The sequence below is a fragment of the Sphingobium sp. SJ10-10 genome (assembly GCF_036038995.2).
Lineage (GTDB): Bacteria > Pseudomonadota > Alphaproteobacteria > Sphingomonadales > Sphingomonadaceae > Sphingobium.
Window position 1 is genome coordinate 432,371 of sequence record NZ_CP158132.1, and the last position, 18,981, is coordinate 451,351.

Sequence of the window (18,981 nt, forward strand, 5' to 3'; positions counted from 1 at the left end):
ATGACCCGTTTTATTTCAATACTTATGTGACACGGTTCAGACGGCGCGGCCGAATCCCTGCGCAGGACCGTCGACGCGGCGGCCGAAACCTTGCGGCCGGCGGGCGACCAATGGATTGGCATCGCGGTCCAGCAGGGCCATGGTTTCGGTGAAGCAGGGGCGCAGCGCCACGACATCCTCGATCAGCTCGTCCGGGCCTTCCCGGCTTTCGACGCAGCGACGGGCGACCATCTCGATCTTTTCGGCCATGGCGCTCAGACGATAGGCGCCGAACTGCGCCGACTCGCCTTTAAGCGTATGGGCCGGGGTGACGAGCGCGGCGGCGTTGCGCGCGCGAAAGGCTTCCTCGATCACGCCGATCGCCTTGCCGCCATCTTCCCGGAAATAGCCGAGAATCCGCAGGAAGGCGGTGCCCAGCTCCGATCGGGATTTGGCAAAATCGGTCCAGTTGACCAGTTCGGCCTCTTGATATGACACGCTGCGACACTCCCTGTTCTGCCGTAGAGACTATAGAAGAGGGGCGTAAATATGGGGTTAAGCTGTGATGGCCATGGGCTGGGGTGACCGGCCAATCGTGAAGAGGTGCGGCCCTTTGGCCGTGAAGGTCCAGCCTTGCTGCCGGGCCAGCGCCTCCAGCTCCGTCGGCGCGATGGGATCGTCAGCCTCGATCGTCACCGCATCGCCCGAGCGCATCGCCCGCGCCACACGCAGCGCGGGCCAGGGACATTTCATGCCCCTGGCATCGATATGCGCCGCTTCACTTGTTGGCATAGGGGTTTTTGGCGCTGCGCAGCGTCAGCCGCACCGGCACCGCGCCGAAGCCCAGTTCCTTGCGGATGCCGTTCACCAGATAGCGGCGATAGCTTTCCGGCAGCTCGTCCAGCCGCGTGCCGAACAGCACGAAGGTCGGCGGGCGGGTCTTGTTCTGGGTGATGTAGCGCAGCTTGATCCGCTTACCGCCGGGCGCGGGTGGCGGATTAGCCTCCAGCGCGCGTTCGAACCAGCGGTTGAGGATGCCGGTAGAGACGCGCTGCGACCAGGCGGTGCGGGTTTCGAAGGCAACGCGGATGAGGTCGTCCAGTCCTTTGCCGGTTGCCCCCGACACGGTCATGATCGGCACGCCGCGTATCTGCGCGAGGCCGTCGGACAGCGCCTGCTTGATGCCCTGGTAAAGCGCCGAGCCGTGCTCCACCGTATCCCATTTGTTGAGCGCCACGACCAAGGCGCGGCCTTCCTCCACCACCTTGTCCGCGATGCGCAGATCCTGCGCCTCCAGCCCGCGGGTGGAATCGAGCAACAGCACCACGACCTCCGCGAAATTGACCGCGTTGAGGCCATCGGACACGGCCAGCTTTTCCAGCTTGTCCTGCACCTTGGCGCGCTTGCGCATGCCAGCCGTGTCGATCAGGCGGACGGGGCGTTCATTGCCGTCGGGGCTGGTCCATTGCCAGTCGACGGCAATGCTGTCGCGGGTGATGCCGGCTTCCGGGCCGGTCAGCAGGCGGTTTTCACCGAGAAGCCGGTTGATGAGCGTCGACTTGCCCGCATTGGGGCGGCCGACAATGGCCAGCTTCAACGGCGCGGATTCGAGGTCGGCCTCGCTTGGCTCCGCTTCCTCCTCCTCCTCCTCCTCCTCACGGTCGATATAGGGGAGGAGAGCCTGGAACAGATCGGCCAAACCCTGGCCATGTTCGGCGGAGAAGGGGATGGGGTCGCCCAGGCCCAGGCTGAACGCTTCCATCACGCCATCGTCGCCCGCCCTGCCCTCGGCCTTGTTGGCCATCAGCACGACTGGCGCGTCGCCTTCGCGCAGCCAGCGGGCGATTTCCTCGTCCAGTGGGGTAATCCCGGCGCGGGCGTCGACGACGAACAGCGCGACGTCGGCATTTTCCACTGCCGCTTGCGTTTGCATGCGCATGCGGCCGGGCAGGGTCTGCGGATCCTCATCCTCATAACCGGCGGTGTCGATGATGGTGAATTCGACGCCGAGAAGATTCGCCTGCCCTTCCCGCCGGTCGCGGGTCACGCCGGGCTGGTCGTCGACCAGCGCCAGCTTCTTGCCGACGAGCCGGTTGAACAGGGTGGACTTGCCGACATTGGGGCGTCCTACGATGGCAACGGTGGGCAGCATAAAAGGCCCGTATCCTTCAAAATATTGGTGCTCCTGCGAAGGCAGGAGTCCAGTCCAAACAGCGGAACTGGACTCCTGCCTTCGCAGGAGCACGGTTACTTAACATCATTGAGGTCGTTAACGAAACGCCGTGAGCTTGCCGTCGTCGGCAAGGATATAAAGCGTGTTGTTCGCCACGACCGGCGACAGCGACATAGACCGGTCGAGATCGATTTCCGCCTGGATCTTGCCGGTCGTCGGATCGACATAGTTGAGGTCGCCATGGGTCGAAACCAGGATCAGGCGACCGCCCGCCAGCACCGGCCCGGTCCAGCGGATCGCCTTGTCCTTCTTCTTTTCCTTCTCCCAGCGGCGCAACTGGCTGATCCAGCGGATCTTGCCCGTGGCGCGGGCCACGCAAAGCAGCTTGGCATCGCTGGTCACCGCAAACACCCATTCGCCCACGACCGAGGGGGTGGAAATGCCGGCAATGTTGATTTCCCAGAGGCGCTGGCCGCTCACCAGTTCGTAACTGGCCATGCGGCCGCCCTGGCCGATGGCGAAGACGCGGCCGCGATCGATTACCGGATCGGCGTCGATATCGGTTAGCGACGCCACCGCCGTCGAGATGCTGGTGCGCGACAGCGCGTCGCCCCACAGCGTCCGGCCATTTTCGTAGCGATAGGCGGTCAGCTCGCCCGAGCTGTAGCCTGCTATCACCGTGCCCTGCGCAGCGGCCGGAGCGGCCACGCCGAAAATGCCGGTGACCTGCAACGTGCCGCTGTCGGTCCACTGCACTTCGCCGTCCGTCTGGTTGAGCGCGAAGATCTGATTATCCTGGCCCATCACATAGACATGGCCGTTGGCGAGCGTCGGCGCGCCGCGCAGCGGGCCGCCGGGGCGCTTCTTCCACAGGACTGCGCCTGTATTGGCGTCGATGGCGGCGACGTCACCCACGCCGGTGCTGGCATAGAGCTTGCCGTCGATCACGCTGACGCCGCCGCCGAACAGGGCGCGGCCGCTGCCTTCGGCGGGCAGGGCGGTCTGCCACAGCTTCGCGCCGCTATTGGCGTCGAATGCGATCACCCGCGCATCGGCGTCGATGACATAGAGCTTGCCGCCGACCACCACCGGGGCGGAGGCGAGGCGCGCCTGAGGCGTGCTGCCCGAGATGGAAGCGGTCCAGGCCTGCGAAGGCGAAGCGCCCAGCGCAAGATTGCCCATGGTCTTGGCGGGGCTGCCGCCCGGCTGCGACCATTGGTCATTGGCATAGGGTTCGGGCAGGGCCACCGGCACGTCGGCCAGGGTCGGATCGACCTCCACCCCCTGTTCATTGCTGAGGATCGAGGTGCGCTTGCCGATCACCGGGGTCTTGGGGCCGCCCTTCTTGCCGCCGATCACGCCGCAGCCCGCGAGCAGGGCGATCATCGCGGCCACAGTCACGGCGCGACTGGCGCCCGAAAATTTCGTCATGCTGTGCTTTCCCATGCGCCCAATCATTCCTGTCCCGCCACGATCGGCGTTTCGACTGCATCCACACCCAATAAACCCGCCATCTGTCGCGCGCGTGAACGGATCGACTGCGGCACGTTCCTGTCCTTCGCCATGGCGGCGAACAGCGGCCCGGCCAGGTCAGGCTTGCGCAGCTTCATATAGGCGATGGCGACCAGTTCCCCGGCGCTGCCGAACCAGGGCGCGCCCTCCACGGCGAGGGGTTTCAGCCGGTCGACCACCTGCTGCGGTTGCAGATTTTCATATTCCAGCGTGGTCTGGCGGATCAGCGCCAGGTCGCGATAGGGCTGGTCGAGCGAGCTGTCATTGGCCATCGCCTGATAGGCGGCGATGGCGGCCTTGCTGTCGCCCTTGCGCGCGGCCGTGCCCGCCTTCACCAGCAGGGCGGAGGCGCGGAAACCGGGCTGGCTCGCCTGGGTCAGCTTGTCCAGTTCCTTGGCGTCGGGCGTGCCGCCGCCGACGGCCGTGGCGATCGCCTTGTCCATTTCCTCGGACACGGCCTGCGACTGCGTCTTGGTGTAATGCTGCCAATAGAGCCAGCCGCCGAAGACCGCGAGGCCGATGACCACCGCCGCGACGATCCACCGGCCGAAGCGCTGCCAGAAGGTCAGCAACTGGTCCTGCCGGACGGCCTCGTCGACCTCACGCATGAAGGCTTCGCTGTTTTGCGGCGTCAGGGCCACTTGGGTCTCCAGAAATTCGTCAGATAAGGCACGCGGAAGGCGCGATCATTAGCGGCGCACTGCGCTCACGCAAATCACTTTTTGGGCCGATAGACCTGATCTTCGGTCGGAAAGTTCCGGTTTCGGACATCTTCGGCATATTGGACGGCGGCCTTTTCGATCGTTTCCGCGATATTTTCATAGCGCTTCACGAAACGGGGCACGCGCTCGAACATGCCCAGCATGTCCTCCGCCACCAGCACCTGCCCGTCGCAATGGGCCGATGCGCCGATGCCGATCACCGGCACGTCGACGCTGTCGGTGACGGCGACGGCGATGTCCTCCATCACCCCCTCGATCACCATGGCGAAAGCGCCCGCCTGTGCGACGGCGCGGGCGTCGGAGATGATCTTGGCATGCTCCTCCTGGCTCTTGCCGCGCGCGCCGTAGCCGCCCAGCGCGTTCACCGCCTGAGGCGTCAGGCCGATATGCGCCATCACCGGAATGCCGCGCTGGCTGAGGAAGGAGATGGTTTCGGCCATCGCTACGCCGCCCTCCAGCTTGACGCCCGCGCAGCCGGTTTCGGCCATGATGCGGCTGGCGCTGGCAAAGGCCTGTTGCGGGGAGGCTTCATAGCTGCCGAAGGGCATGTCGACGAGTACGACGCTATGATAGCTGCCGCGCACCACGGCGGCGCCATGGGCGATCATCATGTCGAGCGTGACGGCAAGGGTGGAGGGCAGGCCGTAAACCACCTGGCCCAGCGAATCCCCGACCAGCAGCATGTCGCAATGCGGGTCGAGCAATTGCGCCATCCGCGCCGTATAGGCGGTCAGCATCACCAGCGGCTGCTCCGTCTTCCCCTCGAACTTGCGGCGCTGGATGGCGGGCACCATCAAGCGCTTCATCGGCGCGGGCGTGGGATTGGCGCGGCTGGTCGACGTATCGAGCGTGAAGGTCGTGGACATGGGACGCGCTCTACCCCAGCGGGACGCCGGGCGCAAATCGGGCAGATGTCCAATCGGATCATGGCGGCATCGAAAAATGCGGGGAGCGACAGGGCTGTGTCGCTCCCCGCAGGGGTGAACCTCGTTAGACGCCGGCCTCGATCATGAGGCCGTGGGCGCTATCAGAACGAGAATTTGATCGTTCCGCCCCAGGTTCTGGGGTCGCCGGGCTGGCCGGCGATCAGGCCGGTATTGCCCGGCGCGACCTGCAGATTTTCGATATAGTTGACGTCGAAGGCGTTGCGGACCCAACCGAAGATGTCGAACCCTTCGCCCCGGAAGCCGGCGCGGAAGTTGGTCAGGGCATAGCCCTTCACCTCCGTATAGATGGACGGCGAGGCATTGGAATTCCAATGCGACCGGTAATTGCCGTCGACGCCCAGATAGAGCTGCCCATCCTTGTCCAGCAGCGTGACCGGAATGTTATATTCCGCGCCGTAGGAGAAGGCCCATTTCGACACGCCGGGCAGGTCCTGGCCGGAAATGTCGCAGGCCCGTGGGCTGAGTCCGGGCTGTCCGGGTGCGCCCGGTGTCTGGTTGCCGGTCACGAAGGTGCCGCCGGACAGTTCGGGCGGACAGGGCGCGTTGGTGAACTTCTTGTACTTGGCGTCGGTATAGGCGCCGTTGGCATAAGCGGTGAAGCGATCGCTGGCGACGACCTTCAAGTCCGCTTCGATGCCCTGCGACTGGACCTTGTCAGCATTGGCGAGATAGCCGCGCACGGTGCCGAACTGGCCGCCGTTCACCGTCGCCTGGAAATTCTTGATCTCCGTGCGGAAGGCGGTGAGGTTGAAGGTCGCCCGGCGGTCCCAGAACTGGGTCTTCAGGCCGACTTCGAAATGGTTGACCCGTTCCGGCTTCACCGTGCCCGCGTCGTAGTTCACCGTATTGTCCGAATTGAGCGGCAAGCCATTCTGGTTGATGCCCAGCGTCTTGAAGCTCTTCGCATAGGTCGCATAGGCCAGGATGTCCTGCGCGATCTTGTAATTGACGTTGAAGTCGTAGGTGAAGTTCCAGGCGCTGTCGGACGGCGCGCTGAGCTGCGGCTGGTAGACGCCGCACTGCGCTGTCAGCACGGCATTGCCCTGCGTCGCGGTGGGTGCGCAACTGTTGATGACCGCGCCGGAGCCGGTGGTGACCACGCGCTGGTAGAAGCCCGACTTCTTGTCGTAGTTCAGGCGCGCGCCTGGCTGGATGGTCAGGGCGTCGGTCACCTTCCAGCTTAGCTGGCCGAACAGCGCCGCGCTGGTGCTCTTGAGCCATTGCGTGTTGGTCGCGGTCAGGCCCTGCAGGATGCTCGGATTCCCGGCATTCGCGCCGGTCAGGCTCCAGCGGCTGGCGTCTGCGCCCTGCTGCTCCGTGCCCTGCGTGTCGATCCGCTGCTTGAAGCCGAACAGGCCGACCACGAAGTCGATCTTCTGGCTTTCGTAATTATAGCGGAATTCCTGGCTATACTGGTCCTGCTGCGAGGGATTCTGCGATTTCGACACGATCGACAGGCCGGTAAAGTCGCGGTCATTCTCCGGCTTCCAGTCCCAGAAGCGCCAGGCGGTGACGGAGGTCAGCGTACCGGGGCCGACATCCCACTTTATCTTGGCCGACACGCCGCCGATCTTGTTGCCAGCGTTCAGGTTGCTGTCGAGATCGGTCAGCCGGTCATAGGGATTGCGGCTGGGCACGGCATAGTTGCGGCCCGGATAGGCGGGGTTCGGATTGGCGTTGATCGCCTTGACCAGCTCATCATATTGGCGCGTGATCGGGCGTTGCGTCGTGCCCACTCGCACGAACACGGTGCCGCAGCATTCCGGGTCCTGCTTGCTGTAGTCGCCCGACAAAGTGAGGCTGAAATTGTCGGTCGGCTTGAACAGCAGTTGCCCGCGAAGGCCCAGATTGTCCTGCTCGTTGATCCAGCGCTGGGACGTGACGTTGTAGATCGTGCCCCGGCGGCTGGTCGCGGCGACGGCGATGCGGGCGGCGATCGTGTCCGACAGCGGGCCGGAAATGGCGGCCTTCGCCTGCTTGTAGTTGAGGTTGCCGACGGTCAGCTCGGCGCGGCCCTCGAAATCGAAGGTCGGCTGGTTGGTCGTGATGTTGATCGCGCCTGCCGTGGTGTTCTTGCCGTAGAGCGAACCTTGCGGACCGCGCAGCACTTCGACCTGGGCGACATCGAGGAAGTCGAAGGTCGCGGCGGCGACGCGGCTGTTGTAAACGTCGTCGACATAGATGCCGACGCCCTGCTCGAAGCCGTCGCTGGTCAGGCCGAACGGCACGCCAAGGCCGCGGATGTTGACCGAGGTGTTGCGCGGGTTGGTGGTGTAGACCTGAAGCGTCGGCGCCAGTTGCTGGAGCTTCACGACGTTGAAATTGCCGGTCGCCTCAATGCTGTCGCCGCGAATCACGGAGATCGCCAGCGGCACCTCCTGCGCGGTTTCCGCGCGGCGGCGGGCGGTGACGATGATCACTTCCCCGCGGGCAGTGGCTTGTTCAGCGCTGTCCGCAACGGGTTGAGGCGCGTCCTGCGCAGATGCGGTGGACGCAATGAAGGATGCGCTCGCCACGCCGGCGAGCAACAGAAAACGCGCAATCATGGATATTCCCCTTCCGGATGTCCGGTGAATGTTGATCGCGGCCTCTGCGGTGATCCGCTCAAAGCCGTTGGTCTGGGAATGGAAAATGTGGCCCACCCCTTGCCACTTATATTCAGCCCTCTTGCGGGCCTTGTTCAGCAACCCCGTATTCTTGTGCCCCCGCTGTTCCTTCAGGCGGTCAGGCGCGTCTTTTCCGTGACGTCGATCTGCACCACGCGCGCGTCATGCACGGTCAGCGTGACAGATCCGAAACGAAGCGCCTCCAGCACGCTGCGCACCTTTTCGATGCTGACGGCGATGTCGTGGCGCTGCCCTTCGCTGCGGCCGTTGCGGGCAAATTCAATCGATCGGTTTTCACTCATAAACACCTCTTAACCGCTCTTTATCTCAACTGTATTGATAGACAAAAAAGCAAATATAAGGGGCGCTCAAGTTTCTCTTGTCGCGCCCCGGAAAAAATCTAGCCGTTGACCCGCAGCGCCGCCAATCGCCGCTCCTGATGCGCCAGCGGGATGGCGGGCCGTAATTGGCGCATCGCAGAGGCCTGCTCATGCGCATTGTCGATCAGTTTTTCGAGCAAGGCTTGACCGAAGCGCCATTCGCCCAGGCCAGCTTCCGCGTTGATATGCCCGCAAAAGCCCGCGTCGACGAAGCTGCTGCCCCAATTCTTGCCGACGCTATGGGCGCGTTCGAAGAAGATATAGGGGTCGTTGCGGCTGGCCACGACGATCGACGGGAAGGGCAGTTGCGCGCGCGGCGTGGGGCCGAAGCCGCCGATCGTCTCGGGCGTTTCCATCCGGTCGCAATCGGGCGGCGCCACCAGCAGCGCGCCGGTCACCGGCCAGCCATAGGCCTGGCTCTGCAACGCGCCCCACCAGGCGACCGCCAGGCAGCCCAGGCTGTGCGCGGCCAGGATGATCGGTCCGTCCGCCGCCCGGATCGCCGCGTCCAGCCGCGTGACCCAGCTATTGCGGCTGGGGCTGGCCCAGCTTCCCAGATCGACGCGTTCGCAATCCCCGCGCGTTTTTTCCCACAGCGTCTGCCAATGATCGGGTCCGCTATTGTTGAGACCCGGTATGGTCAGCACGACCGGCTGGCGCGCGTCACCTGAATGTCCGAATCGCTCCATGGTCAGATCCTCGTCCTATTGTCGAGGGAGAGATAATTCTATTTATCCAGTAGACAATGGTCAAGCGACAAAATGTGTCGGAATCTGGGCAGCCCGATTCATCTGGCGTTCATGTAGCCGGAAGGGTCGCTCAATACCTCCTTTGTGCGCCCATCTACGGCGTTTGAGACCCGTCACCAGGGGTAGATCAGCCCATAATATTGGAAGACGCTGCGGCCATAGGCGTCGTCATAATCGGGCCGTTCGTCGGGCAGATGCCGGGGCGCGTCGTCCAGGGTTTCCTTAGCCAGATCGACGACATAGCCGCCCTTGTCGGTGTCGTAGCTCAACATCGACCAGGGCAGCGGATAATGATCGTTGCCCATGCCCAGAAAGCCGCCGAAGGACAGCGCGGCATAGCGCACCTGTCCGCTTCGCTTGTCGACCATGAAATTGGAGATATGGCCCAGTTTCTCGCCCTGGCGATTATTGACGGTGGTGCCTTCAACCCGGTCGGATGCGATCAGGTCGTGATGATTTTCCGCGGCCAATTCGGCCCCAACTAAGTCAGACATTGTCACTCTCCTGCGAAAGAATCGCGCTATGGTGATGAAACCAAGGGGCGGCGGCGGGGTTCCCCATCCGCAGACAGGAGGACGGTCATGAAGATCAATCGCAGCGGATCGGCAGTGTGGAGCGGCGGTCTGAAGGACGGCAAGGGCGCGATTTCGACCCAGAGCGGCGCGCTGGACGCGCATCCCTATGGCTTTGCGATGCGCTTCGAAGGGGTGCCGGGCAGCAATCCCGAGGAACTGATCGCCGCCGCCCATGCCTCCTGCTTCACCATGGCGCTGTCGCTGATTTTGGGTGAGGCCGGGCTGACGGCGGAGAAGATGGAGACGAACGCCGTCGTGACGCTGGAGCAGCAGGAGGGCGGTTTCGCCATCACCGCGAGCAGGCTGAGCCTGAAAGCGACCATCCCGGGCGCGGACGATGCGCAGTTTCAGGAACTGGCGGCCAAGGCGAAGGCCAATTGCCCGGTTTCGAAGCTGCTGAATGCGCAGATCAGCCTGGATGCGGAACTGCTAGGCTGATCGGAATCGTCTGGCGCGGACATGTTCGCGCCAGGCGATATAAAGGCCGCTTGCAATGATCAGGGCCGCGCCGATCCAGGTCGTCGTCATCGGCCAATTGCCCCAGATCGCCCAGCCGAGCAGCGTCGTCCAGACGATCGAGCTATAGTCCATCGGCAGCACCACCGACACAGGCGCCCAGCGCAAGGCGGCGGTCATGCAGATTTGCGCGATCCCTCCCGTCACGCCGATCAGCAGCAGCAGCCCCCAGGTCGCGGCGTCATGGGTCTGTCCATAGAATGGCAGGGCAGCGCCCAGCGGCGGCAGGGACAGCAGGGTGAACCAGAAGACGATCACCCCGGCATTTTCCGTCCGCCCAAGTTCGCGCAGAAGCAGGCTGACGCTGGCGGTGATGAACGCGGCGGAAAGGGCCACGGCGACGCCGATTGCGGGGAAATGCCCCGCATCCGGCCGGACCATCACGATCACGCCCAGAAATCCGACCAGAACGGCGCTCCACCGGTGCACGCCAGTCGCGTCGCGCAGGATCAGGGCAGACAATATGGTGCCGAAGATCGGCATGGTGAAACCGATGGTGACCGCCTCCGCCGGGAGCAGCAGGATATAGGACAGGAAATTCAGCACCATGCCGGTCAAGCCGACGACCATGCGCGTGGCATGAACCCCGATGCGCCGAGTGCGGATCGATCCGGCGCCGGTGGTCGCAACGATCCAGGCGAAGACCACGGGCAGCGCCAGCGCCTGCCGGTAGAACAGCGATTCGACCAGATGCACGCCGCGTGCATCTACCAGCCTGACCGTCACGAACATGATCGACAGGCAGATCACCGCGACCAGCCGAAGGCCGATGGCGGTGAGCGGGCGATGCGGACGACTGAAAGGGGAAAGGGACGGCACGCGACCGCCTTAGTCCCGCCGCGGGAGGACGCAATAGCTTAGGTGCCGGATTACTTCACCGGCTTGCGAAATCGCAGCGTCATCCGATCGCTTTCCCCGACGGCAAGATATTTCACCTTGTCGACTTCCCCATTGCGCAGGGTCGGGGGGAGCGTCCACACGCCCTTCTCCCAATCGGCGGTGTCTCTGGGATTGGCATTGATCTCCGACGATCCGGCATATTCGAACCCGGCCGCTTCCGCGAGACGGCGGATGGTCGAAACCTTGAGGTAACCGCTGGTCTTTTCCTGCGCCGTATCGCGCCCTTCGGGCAGGCGATGATCGACGATACCTAGCGTCCCGCCCGGCTTGAGCAGATCGTAGAAAGCCTTGAACGTCGCCGTCTCGGTGCCGCCCATCACCATATTATGGACATTGCGGAAGGTGAGGAGCGTGTCGACGCTGCCTGCCGGGATCAGGCTGGTCTGGTCGGGAAAGGGAACCAGCTTCACCTTGCCGTAAATCTCCGGCTTTGCGGCCAGAAATGCCTTGTAGCCGTCCAGGTAGCGGCCTGTCGGCTGGAGCGCGTAGAAGATACCCTTGTCGCGGAGCAAGGGCGCCAGGATTTCCGTGTACCAGCCGCCGCTGGGGGCATATTCGACCACGGTCTGGTCTGGTTTCACCCCGAAAAAGGCGAGCGTTTCGGCTGGGTGGCGGTATTTGTCGCGCGCGATATTGGCAGGCGTGCGGCTGGGGGCTGCAATTGCGGCTGCGATCGGATCGGCCGCCTGATGGTGCCCCGAATGCTGGGCGGCCAGGGGAAGCAGGGGCAGGGAGAGGCCGGTCAGCAACAGGGCGGCGCGGGCGAGACGGTTCATCGGCAATCCTCTCTTCACGGGGAGAGGGGATGATGTGCCGGCGATGCGGGGCTGGCGCAAGCGGGCCGGCGAGAAATGTCCCGCCGGCAACAGATTGTCACAGATCGGCTTTTACGGGCCGGTCGTTACAGGCAGGCTTCCAGGAAAGGCTGGTCGAAACCGAACATCCGCGCCTTGTCGAGCGTGTAAGGACGCAGGCCCATGGAGCGATATTCTCCGATGATCTTCCCGCTGTCATCCTCGTCATGATATTCGAACTTGAACAGTTCCTGGGTGACGATCACGTCGCCTTCCATGCCGATCACCTCGGTGACGTTGGTGACGCGGCGCGAACCGTCGCGCAGGCGCTTCACCTGCACGATCAGGTCGACCGAGTCCGCGATCTGCTTGGAAATCGCCTCCTTGGGGATCTTGATGTCGCCCATCAGGATCATATTCTCCATACGGCCCAGGCATTCGCGCGGGCTGTTGGAGTGGAGCGTGCACATGGAGCCGTCATGGCCCGTGTTCATCGCGGCGAGCAGATCGAAACACTCCGCGCCACGAATTTCGCCCAGGATGATGCGGTCGGGACGCATACGCAGGGCGTTCTTGACGAGGTCGCCAATGGTGATCGCGCCCTGGCCCTCCAGGTTTGGCGGACGGGTTTCGAGCGGCAGCCAGTGCGGCTGTTGCAGACGCAGTTCGGCCGCGTCCTCGATGGTCAGCACGCGCTCGCCCGGATCGATCATCTTTGAGAGCGCATTGAGCATGGTGGTCTTGCCCGAACCGGTGCCGCCTGAGATCACGATGTTGAAGCGGCAGGCGCCCGCAATCTTGAGCGCGGTGGCCATTTTCTGGCTCATCGCGCCCCACTGGGCGAGCATGTCGATGGTGATCGGCTTGGCGGAAAATTTACGGATCGAGATGGCGGTGCCGCGCAGCGACAGCGGCGGCACGATCACGTTCACGCGGGAACCGTCTGGCAGGCGGGCGTCGGCCAGCGGCGTGGTCTGGTCGACGCGGCGGCCGACCTTGTTCACGATGCGCTGGGCGATCTGGAACAGATGCTCCTCGTCGCGGAACTTGATCGGCGCGATCTGGAGCTTGCCCTTCTTTTCGATATAGGTCTGGTCGGGGCCGTTGACCATGATATCGGTGACGTCCGGATCGGACAGCAATTCTTCGAGCGGGCCGAGGCCCAGAAGCTCGTCGACCAGCACCTTTTCCAGCGCGAACTGCTCGCGCCGGTTCAGGGTCAGTTTGAGTTCGGCCAGCACTTCCATGATGATCGGCCGGAATTCCTCGGCCAGTTCATCCTTGGTCAGCGTCGCGGCGGCTTCAGGATCGACGCGCTCCAGCAGGCGGGGCAGCACCTGCTCCTTGATCTTGTGGACTGATGCTTCAAAGCCCTGCGGCCCGGTATCGACGGCATGTTCGGCATTGGCGCGATCCGACAGGCGCTGCATCGCATCGGCATTGCGCAGCATCTGGCCGGTCGGCGCGGAAAGGGGATCGAGCGGGGCGTCCGTGGGCAGCGCCGTCATGTCCAGCGGCGGGAATTGCTCGCCGCCCTTGATCTCCTCCTTGGGCGCGCCTCCCTGCATTGGCCGAGCGATGCCGAAACCCGGCTTGATGCCGGCGGGTCCATTTTTTCGTCCAAACGCGCTCATAATTCTCCGCCGAAATGATCTGGATCAGCTCTGATTGTTAAAGGTGAATAGAGTGGAAACTTTGATAAATGGCTAATGGCGTGGAGCCGGCGAAGGCGCGGTAACGAAACGCGGGTCGGCGCCGAACCAGCCACCGATCATCCGCCCACCGGCCAGCAGGCGCCGCCCCTGCGGGGTGATATGGATGCGTCCCTGGTCGATGCGGATATTGCCGGACAGGGTCTGTTCCGCCACGCGCCGGTCGATCTGGCGCATATCGCCCAGATATTCCCGCACATAGAGCTGCTCCAGCCTGGCGGTGTCCAACGCCCCGTCATGGCGCTCGATCCGGGCGAGCAGGAACATGGTGATCGACCGGTCGAAGGTCACGGGGAAGGTGATGAGGAAGCAGATGTTGAAAGACAGCGAGAGGGCAATCGCGCCGACCAGGGTGGGATGGTCCAATCGCGGCCGGTGACGTAGCAGCAGGCCAGCGATCAGCATCAGCAGGGCGGCAAGGCCCGCGATGATGATCCCCCGATAGAAGAGGATGCCGACATCGCTTAGCAACGGGCTGCGGATCAGGCCGATATAAAGGAGGAAGCCGATCGCCATCGTCAGCGCATAGGCGAGGACGAGCGTGATGAGGGTTTTCATGGACGATCAGCCTTTGGCACGGGGGCGATGCAGATGAACTGCGAGCGATATACGCAGGGGAAGGCTGCGGGCGGTCCGCCATGGAGGCGCCAGATTGGATCGCGCTGAGCGAACAGCAGATAGTCGATATGCGCGGTGCGGACGCGGCGGAGGGTGTCCTGTGCGGGGAGAGGGCGGGTAAAGATCGGAGACAGCAAGGCCATGCGATCTGCGGTCGCTTTTACCCCGGCGCCGAAAAGATAGGCCTGCTCATCAGCGACGGCAGGCCAATGGCGACCGTAAAGACCGAAATCGACGGCTCTTAACGTAATGGAGGGATTGTGCTGCAACACGGCATCGGGCGGCAGATGGCGATCTGCCCATTCATAGGCCTGTCGTTGCGCATAGCTGGTGGACGGGGAGTTATTGAGCCCGATCGGCCGTACCGCAAACAGGGGCAGTCGAATGAGGCGCATGCCAAACAGATCCCAGGCTGTTCCGGCTGAACCCAATGCCAGAAGTGCAAGCGCCATCGGGTGGAGTTGGCGGATGGACGGGACGCTCTGAGCCAGTCTCAGGGTCCAGATCAGCACCGCCATTACGGGAAAAAGAACGGCGCGCCAGCCCAGATCATTGTTGATGATGACGGATTTGAAGAAGCTGGCGATAAATAGCGCGGTGATCGTGCTCCACAACAGAAGTTGGCGAACGGCCAGACCCTGGCTGTCCGGCCGCCGGTGCCTGCGCCAGTAGAGATAGGCGCCCAGACCGCAAAGGCCGAATTCCAGCCCATAGTTAAGGGGGAGAAGGATCAAGCACCAAAGCTGCGTCGTCGGCGTATCGGCCGCGAAGAGAACAGTGAAGGGCCGGACGCTGAAGGCGATAGGAAAGGTTTCTGGCGCGCGGCCGTGAATGATGTCGTGCAATTGCGGGAACGACAGCAGGAGAGCGATCGCCCCCGCTATGAATAGCGTGAAGTCCCGTCGCGACAATCGCAGGATTGTCCACCCCATGAGCAGCGGCGCAATGGCCAGGGCGATCCATACCGACTCGCCAAACATGGTCGCGAAGGCGGCTCCCGCTGCCGAGCCGAGCAATAGCCGGTTACGTGGCGTGGCCCGTGTTACCAGCAACATCCCTGTCCATGTAGCGGCCATCGCGGATACATGATGCGGCACCCAAAGAACGGACGTCCCCAACATGCGGATTTCCGTGTTCCAGCTATCGAGTTCCGGTTCGATGCGATGGACCACAAGATAGCGCAAAAGCATGAACAACAGGTCGGCGCCCGCGACGAAACACAGGATGGCGGCCAACAGCAACAGGCGTGGGCCGCGACCGGGACGGATGAAGGCGGCATCGGCGGCAACGCGCCAAAGGAGCGCCACCACGCCGAAACCTGTCCAGTAGATCGTACCGCTGAAAGCCATGCGGGCGCTGATCGCTTCTCCGCCAATCCATTTGATCGCGGCGGGCCATGCATAGAAATAATGATAATAGCCTGCGATGCCATCACGCGCGAAAAAGGGATCTCCAAACGGGATGCTGTGGTGGACGATCTGCTCCACCACAGCGGCATGCTTGACCATGTCGACCGCGATCAGGCTTTGATAAAGCTTACCCTCTATGTCGACATCGACGAGGCTCCAGGCGCAGATCAACCACCAGATGAGGGCAAGCAAAAGAAAGGGAATAAGGTATGTGATCCGGTCCCGGCCCTTAAGCAAGGGCATCCCCCAAAGGGCGAGCATGCCGTTCAACAGGAGCATGCCCGGAATGCCCGCGACGCGGATCAGCAGCGTGTCGAAGACGGGCAGGATCGCGAGGCCGAGCAGCATGGCCCAGCCGATTCGCTGCCAATAGGTTTCGATCGCAAGTCCCGCTCGGGATAGCAGGCGGACAAGGCCCAGACCCGGCAAATACAAGACCAGCGGCGCCAGCAATGTGGCGAGAGCAAGGCCTGCAAGGTCTTGGAACATATAGGACATCGATACTCCCCAATTGAGCATCCGATTACCGGCGCAAAGTTAAGGAGCTGCTAACCAAAAAGGCCGCGCTCCGATACGGGGGGCGGCCTTTTGCTTGTGACGGGAGCGGGCGTTCTGTGGCTTGTCAGCCGGCATGCTCCGCAAGGACGGTCAGTCCCTTTTCATTCACTTCGGCAAAGCCGCCGCGAACCGGGATGACTTCAGGCGCGGAACTCGCGCTGGCGAAGATCTGGATCGCGCCGTCGCGGACGGTCGACATGAAGGGCGCGTGGCCCTCCAGCACGCCGAAGTCGCCATCGGTGCCAGGGACGACCACCTGATAGACCTCTTCCGAGCGGACGAGCTTTTCCGGGGTCACGAGTTCGAAATGCAGTGCCATCAAATAAACTCCCCCCTCCCTTTTAAGGGAGGGGCCGGGGGTGGATGCGATTGCGCAGCAATCGCCTGCAACCTGTCGGGATAGGTTACCGGTTCGCTTCGCTCACCACCCACCCCTTGATCCCCTCCCTTGAAAGGGAGGGGAGAATAAGAAGTCTTACGCCGCTTCGGCAGCCAGCTTCTTTGCCTTTTCGATGGCTTCGTCGATGCCGCCGACCATGTAGAAGGCGTTTTCGGGCAGGTGGTCATATTCGCCTTCGACCACGGCCTTGAACGACTTCACCGTGTCTTCGATCTGGACGAACTTGCCCGAGATGCCGGTGAAGACCTCCGCAACGTGGAAGGGCTGCGACAGGAACTTCTGGATCTTGCGCGCGCGGGCGACGGTCAACTTGTCCTCTTCCGACAGCTCGTCCATGCCCAGGATCGCGATGATGTCCTGAAGCGACTTGTACTTCTGCAGGATCGCCTGAACCGCGCGGGCGGTTTCATAATGCTCTTGCCCCACGACGCGGGGTTCCAGAACGCGGCTGGTCGAATCCAGCGGGTCGACCGCCGGATAGATGCCCAGTTCCGAAATGGCGCGGTTGAGAACGGTGGTGGCGTCCAAGTGCGCGAACGAGGTCGCGGGCGCCGGGTCGGTCAAGTCGTCCGCGGGGACGTACACGGCCTGCACCGAGGTGATCGAACCCTTGTTGGTCGAGGTGATGCGCTCCTGAAGGGCGCCCATGTCGGTGGCGAGGGTCGGCTGATAGCCCACGGCCGAAGGAATACGGCCGAGCAGAGCCGACACTTCCGCGCCCGCCTGGGTGAAGCGGAAGATGTTGTCGACGAAGAACAGCACGTCCTGACCTTCCTGATCGCGGAAATATTCCGCGATGGTCAGGCCCGACAGGGCGACGCGCGCACGGGCGCCCGGCGGCTCGTTCATCTGGCCGTAAACCAGCGCCACCTTGGAACCTTCGGAAATCGCGTTGCCGTCGGCGTCCTTGGCGATAACGCCAGCGTCGAGGAACTCGTGATAAAGGTCGTTGCCCTCGCGGGTCCGTTCACCGACGCCCGCGAACACGGAGGTGCCGCCATGGCCCTTCGCGATGTTGTTGATCAGTTCCTGGATGAGCACGGTCTTGCCGACGCCCGCGCCGCCGAACAGGCCAATCTTGCCGCCCTTCGCGTAAGGGGCGAGAAGGTCGATGACCTTGATGCCGGTGACGAGGATGCTGGCGTCGGTCGACTGGTCGACGAACTCGGGCGCCTTGGCGTGGATCGGCGCGGAGAGAGTGGTTTCCACCGGGCCGCGCTCGTCGATCGGCTCACCGACGACGTTCAGGATGCGGCCGAGCGTGGCCGGGCCGACCGGAACGCGGATCTGCGCGCCGGTGTCGGTCACTTCCTGACCACGGGTCAGACCGTCGGTCGAGTCCATCGCGATGGTGCGAACCGTGTTCTCACCCAGATGCTGGGCGACTTCCAGCACCAGGCGCTGGCCGTTGTTGCTGGTTTCCAGCGCCGAGAGAATGAACGGCACCGCATCGGGGAAGGTCACGTCGACGACGGCGCCGATGACCTGCGAGATGCGGCCTACATTGTTGGTGGTTGCCATGACTGCTTCCTTGCGTGCGTGATCTTAGAGGGCTTCGGCGCCCGAGATGATTTCGACGAGTTCGGTGGTGATCGCGGCCTGACGGCTGCGGTTATACTGAATGGTCAGCTTGTTGATGAGGTCGCCGGCATTGCGCGTCGCATTGTCCATGGCGGTCATCGACGCGCCCTGTTCGGACGCGTTGTTTTCCAGCAGCGCCTTGAAGATCTGCACCGTGATGTTGCGCGGCAGCAGGTCGTCGAGGATCGCTTCCTCGCTCGGCTCATATTCCACCGTCGCGGCGATGGCGTTGCGGTCGGCGTCCTCGGGGATCTTGACCGGGATGATCTGCTGCTCGGTCGGGATCTGAGCGAGGGCCGACTTGAAGCGCGAGAAGAAGAGATGCGCGACGTCGAACTTGCCGTTCAGATACATCTGCGTCAGCTCATGCGCGATTTCTTCGGCCTGCGAATAGCCGGGTTCCTTGGCGCCGGTGGTGTCGAACTGGGCGACGATCATGCCGGGGAAGGTGCGGTTGATGACCGGACGGCCCTTGCGGCCGATCAGATAGAAGCGGACGGTCTTGCCCGCGTCGATCAGTTCCTGCGCCTTGGCGCGGGCGGCCTTGACGATGTTCGCGTTGAACGCGCCGGCCAGACCACGGTCGGAGTTGGCGACGACCAGCAGATGGACTTCATCCTTGCCGGTGCCGGCCAGCAGCGGGGAGGCGCCTTCGCCCGAACCGCCGGCGATCTTCGAAGCCAGCGAGGCGACGACTGCCTTCAGACGGCTGCTATAGGGGCGGGCGGCTTCAGCTGCGGCCTGCGCCTTGCGCAGCTTCGCGGCGGCGACCATCTGCTTGGCCTTGGTGATCTTCTGGGTCGACTTCACCGACCCGATGCGCAGCTTCAGTTCCTTGAGGCTAGCCATA

At 63.2% G+C, this 18,981-nt stretch carries 19 protein-coding genes; 1 reads left to right on the forward strand and 18 read right to left on the reverse strand.

Annotation, left to right across the window (positions count from 1 at the left end; genetic code table 11):
- Positions 1-36: 36 nt before the first annotated feature.
- The 10 genes from VVT58_RS02045 to VVT58_RS02090 all read right to left on the reverse strand — a co-directional run bounded on the left by VVT58_RS02045 (position 37) and on the right by VVT58_RS02090 (position 9,562).
- Positions 37-477, reverse strand: coding sequence for an Hpt domain-containing protein (locus tag VVT58_RS02045; RefSeq protein ID WP_327751695.1), 441 nt, complete (start codon positions 475-477; stop codon positions 37-39).
- A 57-nt stretch (positions 478-534) separates the two neighbouring features.
- Positions 535-771 (reverse strand): sulfurtransferase TusA family protein, encoded by a 237-nt coding sequence (locus VVT58_RS02050; protein ID WP_327751696.1) that lies wholly within the window; start codon positions 769-771, stop codon positions 535-537.
- Complete coding sequence (gene der / locus VVT58_RS02055) at positions 758-2,131, reverse strand: ribosome biogenesis GTPase Der (protein WP_327751697.1); 1,374 nt, start codon at positions 2,129-2,131, stop codon at positions 758-760. The genes VVT58_RS02050 and der overlap by 14 nt, the downstream gene beginning before the upstream one ends.
- Before the next feature lie 117 nt (positions 2,132-2,248).
- Entirely contained in the window at positions 2,249-3,610 is a 1,362-nt protein-coding gene (locus VVT58_RS02060) for a PQQ-binding-like beta-propeller repeat protein (protein ID WP_405053718.1), read from the reverse strand.
- On the reverse strand, positions 3,607-4,305 hold the full coding sequence (locus tag VVT58_RS02065) for a tetratricopeptide repeat protein (protein ID WP_327751699.1): 699 nt from the start codon (positions 4,303-4,305) through the stop codon (positions 3,607-3,609). Before VVT58_RS02065 ends, VVT58_RS02060 begins: the two co-directional genes overlap by 4 nt.
- 74 nt (positions 4,306-4,379) lie before the next feature.
- Entirely contained in the window at positions 4,380-5,252 is an 873-nt protein-coding gene (gene panB, locus VVT58_RS02070) for a 3-methyl-2-oxobutanoate hydroxymethyltransferase (protein ID WP_327751700.1), read from the reverse strand.
- Between the two features lie 161 nt (positions 5,253-5,413).
- Positions 5,414-7,879, reverse strand: coding sequence for a TonB-dependent receptor (locus tag VVT58_RS02075; protein WP_327751701.1), 2,466 nt, complete (start codon positions 7,877-7,879; stop codon positions 5,414-5,416).
- Between the two features lie 170 nt (positions 7,880-8,049).
- Entirely contained in the window at positions 8,050-8,241 is a 192-nt protein-coding gene (locus VVT58_RS02080; protein ID WP_176596446.1) for a YezD family protein, read from the reverse strand.
- 98 nt (positions 8,242-8,339) lie between these two features.
- Positions 8,340-9,008 carry an alpha/beta hydrolase gene (locus tag VVT58_RS02085; protein WP_066558859.1) on the reverse strand — a complete coding sequence of 223 codons (669 nt, stop codon included), beginning with the start codon at positions 9,006-9,008 and terminating at the stop codon, positions 8,340-8,342.
- 173 nt (positions 9,009-9,181) lie between these two features.
- Entirely contained in the window at positions 9,182-9,562 is a 381-nt protein-coding gene (locus VVT58_RS02090; RefSeq protein WP_327751702.1) for a PRC-barrel domain-containing protein, read from the reverse strand.
- Positions 9,563-9,649: 87 nt separating this feature from the next.
- Here VVT58_RS02090 and VVT58_RS02095 point away from each other — a divergent pair, with 87 nt between their 5' ends.
- Complete coding sequence (locus VVT58_RS02095) at positions 9,650-10,081, forward strand: OsmC family protein (protein ID WP_327751703.1); 432 nt, start codon at positions 9,650-9,652, stop codon at positions 10,079-10,081.
- Here VVT58_RS02095 and VVT58_RS02100 read toward each other — a convergent pair.
- The 8 genes from VVT58_RS02100 to VVT58_RS02135 form a co-directional block, all read right to left on the reverse strand.
- Positions 10,073-10,891 carry a DMT family transporter gene (locus VVT58_RS02100; protein WP_405053732.1) on the reverse strand — a complete coding sequence of 273 codons (819 nt, stop codon included), beginning with the start codon at positions 10,889-10,891 and terminating at the stop codon, positions 10,073-10,075. The genes VVT58_RS02095 and VVT58_RS02100 overlap by 9 nt on opposite strands.
- A gap of 137 nt (positions 10,892-11,028) precedes the next feature.
- Entirely contained in the window at positions 11,029-11,835 is an 807-nt protein-coding gene (locus VVT58_RS02105) for a methyltransferase (RefSeq protein WP_327751705.1), read from the reverse strand.
- Positions 11,836-11,960: 125 nt separating this feature from the next.
- On the reverse strand, positions 11,961-13,487 hold the full coding sequence (locus VVT58_RS02110; protein WP_066558849.1) for a CpaF family protein: 1,527 nt from the start codon (positions 13,485-13,487) through the stop codon (positions 11,961-11,963).
- Between the two features lie 72 nt (positions 13,488-13,559).
- A complete protein-coding gene (locus VVT58_RS02115; protein WP_327751706.1) occupies positions 13,560-14,123 on the reverse strand; it encodes a hypothetical protein in 564 nt (187 codons plus the stop codon).
- On the reverse strand, positions 14,120-16,090 hold the full coding sequence (locus VVT58_RS02120; protein WP_327751707.1) for a hypothetical protein: 1,971 nt from the start codon (positions 16,088-16,090) through the stop codon (positions 14,120-14,122). The genes VVT58_RS02115 and VVT58_RS02120 overlap by 4 nt, the downstream gene beginning before the upstream one ends.
- A gap of 124 nt (positions 16,091-16,214) precedes the next feature.
- Positions 16,215-16,469, reverse strand: coding sequence for an ATP synthase F1 subunit epsilon (locus tag VVT58_RS02125; RefSeq protein ID WP_327751708.1), 255 nt, complete (start codon positions 16,467-16,469; stop codon positions 16,215-16,217).
- Positions 16,470-16,625: 156 nt separating this feature from the next.
- Entirely contained in the window at positions 16,626-18,071 is a 1,446-nt protein-coding gene (gene atpD, locus VVT58_RS02130) for a F0F1 ATP synthase subunit beta (protein ID WP_066558844.1), read from the reverse strand.
- Positions 18,072-18,095: 24 nt separating this feature from the next.
- Positions 18,096-18,980: a F0F1 ATP synthase subunit gamma gene (locus VVT58_RS02135; RefSeq protein ID WP_327751709.1), complete on the reverse strand. Its 885-nt coding sequence runs from the start codon at positions 18,978-18,980 to the stop codon at positions 18,096-18,098.
- Position 18,981: the final 1 nt, after the last annotated feature.

Excerpts from the sequence above, each read along its gene's own strand:
- VVT58_RS02050 (WP_327751696.1), bottom strand. The coding sequence starts at position 771 with ATGCCAACAAGTGAAGCGGCGCATATCGATGCCAGGGGCATGAAATGT.
- VVT58_RS02100 (WP_405053732.1), bottom strand. The coding sequence starts at position 10,891 with ATGTTCGTGACGGTCAGGCTGGTAGATGCACGCGGCGTGCATCTGGTC.
- VVT58_RS02060 (WP_405053718.1), bottom strand. The coding sequence starts at position 3,610 with ATGATTGGGCGCATGGGAAAGCACAGCATGACGAAATTTTCGGGCGCC.
- VVT58_RS02080 (WP_176596446.1), bottom strand. The coding sequence starts at position 8,241 with ATGAGTGAAAACCGATCGATTGAATTTGCCCGCAACGGCCGCAGCGAA.
- VVT58_RS02115 (WP_327751706.1), bottom strand. The coding sequence starts at position 14,123 with ATGAAAACCCTCATCACGCTCGTCCTCGCCTATGCGCTGACGATGGCG.
- VVT58_RS02075 (WP_327751701.1), bottom strand. The coding sequence starts at position 7,879 with ATGATTGCGCGTTTTCTGTTGCTCGCCGGCGTGGCGAGCGCATCCTTC.
- VVT58_RS02135 (WP_327751709.1), bottom strand. The coding sequence starts at position 18,980 with ATGGCTAGCCTCAAGGAACTGAAGCTGCGCATCGGGTCGGTGAAGTCG.
- VVT58_RS02095 (WP_327751703.1), top strand. The coding sequence starts at position 9,650 with ATGAAGATCAATCGCAGCGGATCGGCAGTGTGGAGCGGCGGTCTGAAG.
- VVT58_RS02125 (WP_327751708.1), bottom strand. The coding sequence starts at position 16,469 with ATGGCACTGCATTTCGAACTCGTGACCCCGGAAAAGCTCGTCCGCTCG.
- VVT58_RS02105 (WP_327751705.1), bottom strand. The coding sequence starts at position 11,835 with ATGAACCGTCTCGCCCGCGCCGCCCTGTTGCTGACCGGCCTCTCCCTG.
- VVT58_RS02090 (WP_327751702.1), bottom strand. The coding sequence starts at position 9,562 with ATGTCTGACTTAGTTGGGGCCGAATTGGCCGCGGAAAATCATCACGAC.
- VVT58_RS02110 (WP_066558849.1), bottom strand. The coding sequence starts at position 13,487 with ATGAGCGCGTTTGGACGAAAAAATGGACCCGCCGGCATCAAGCCGGGT.
- panB (WP_327751700.1), bottom strand. The coding sequence starts at position 5,252 with ATGTCCACGACCTTCACGCTCGATACGTCGACCAGCCGCGCCAATCCC.
- VVT58_RS02085 (WP_066558859.1), bottom strand. The coding sequence starts at position 9,008 with ATGGAGCGATTCGGACATTCAGGTGACGCGCGCCAGCCGGTCGTGCTG.
- der (WP_327751697.1), bottom strand. The coding sequence starts at position 2,131 with ATGCTGCCCACCGTTGCCATCGTAGGACGCCCCAATGTCGGCAAGTCC.
- atpD (WP_066558844.1), bottom strand. The coding sequence starts at position 18,071 with ATGGCAACCACCAACAATGTAGGCCGCATCTCGCAGGTCATCGGCGCC.
- VVT58_RS02120 (WP_327751707.1), bottom strand. The coding sequence starts at position 16,090 with ATGTCCTATATGTTCCAAGACCTTGCAGGCCTTGCTCTCGCCACATTG.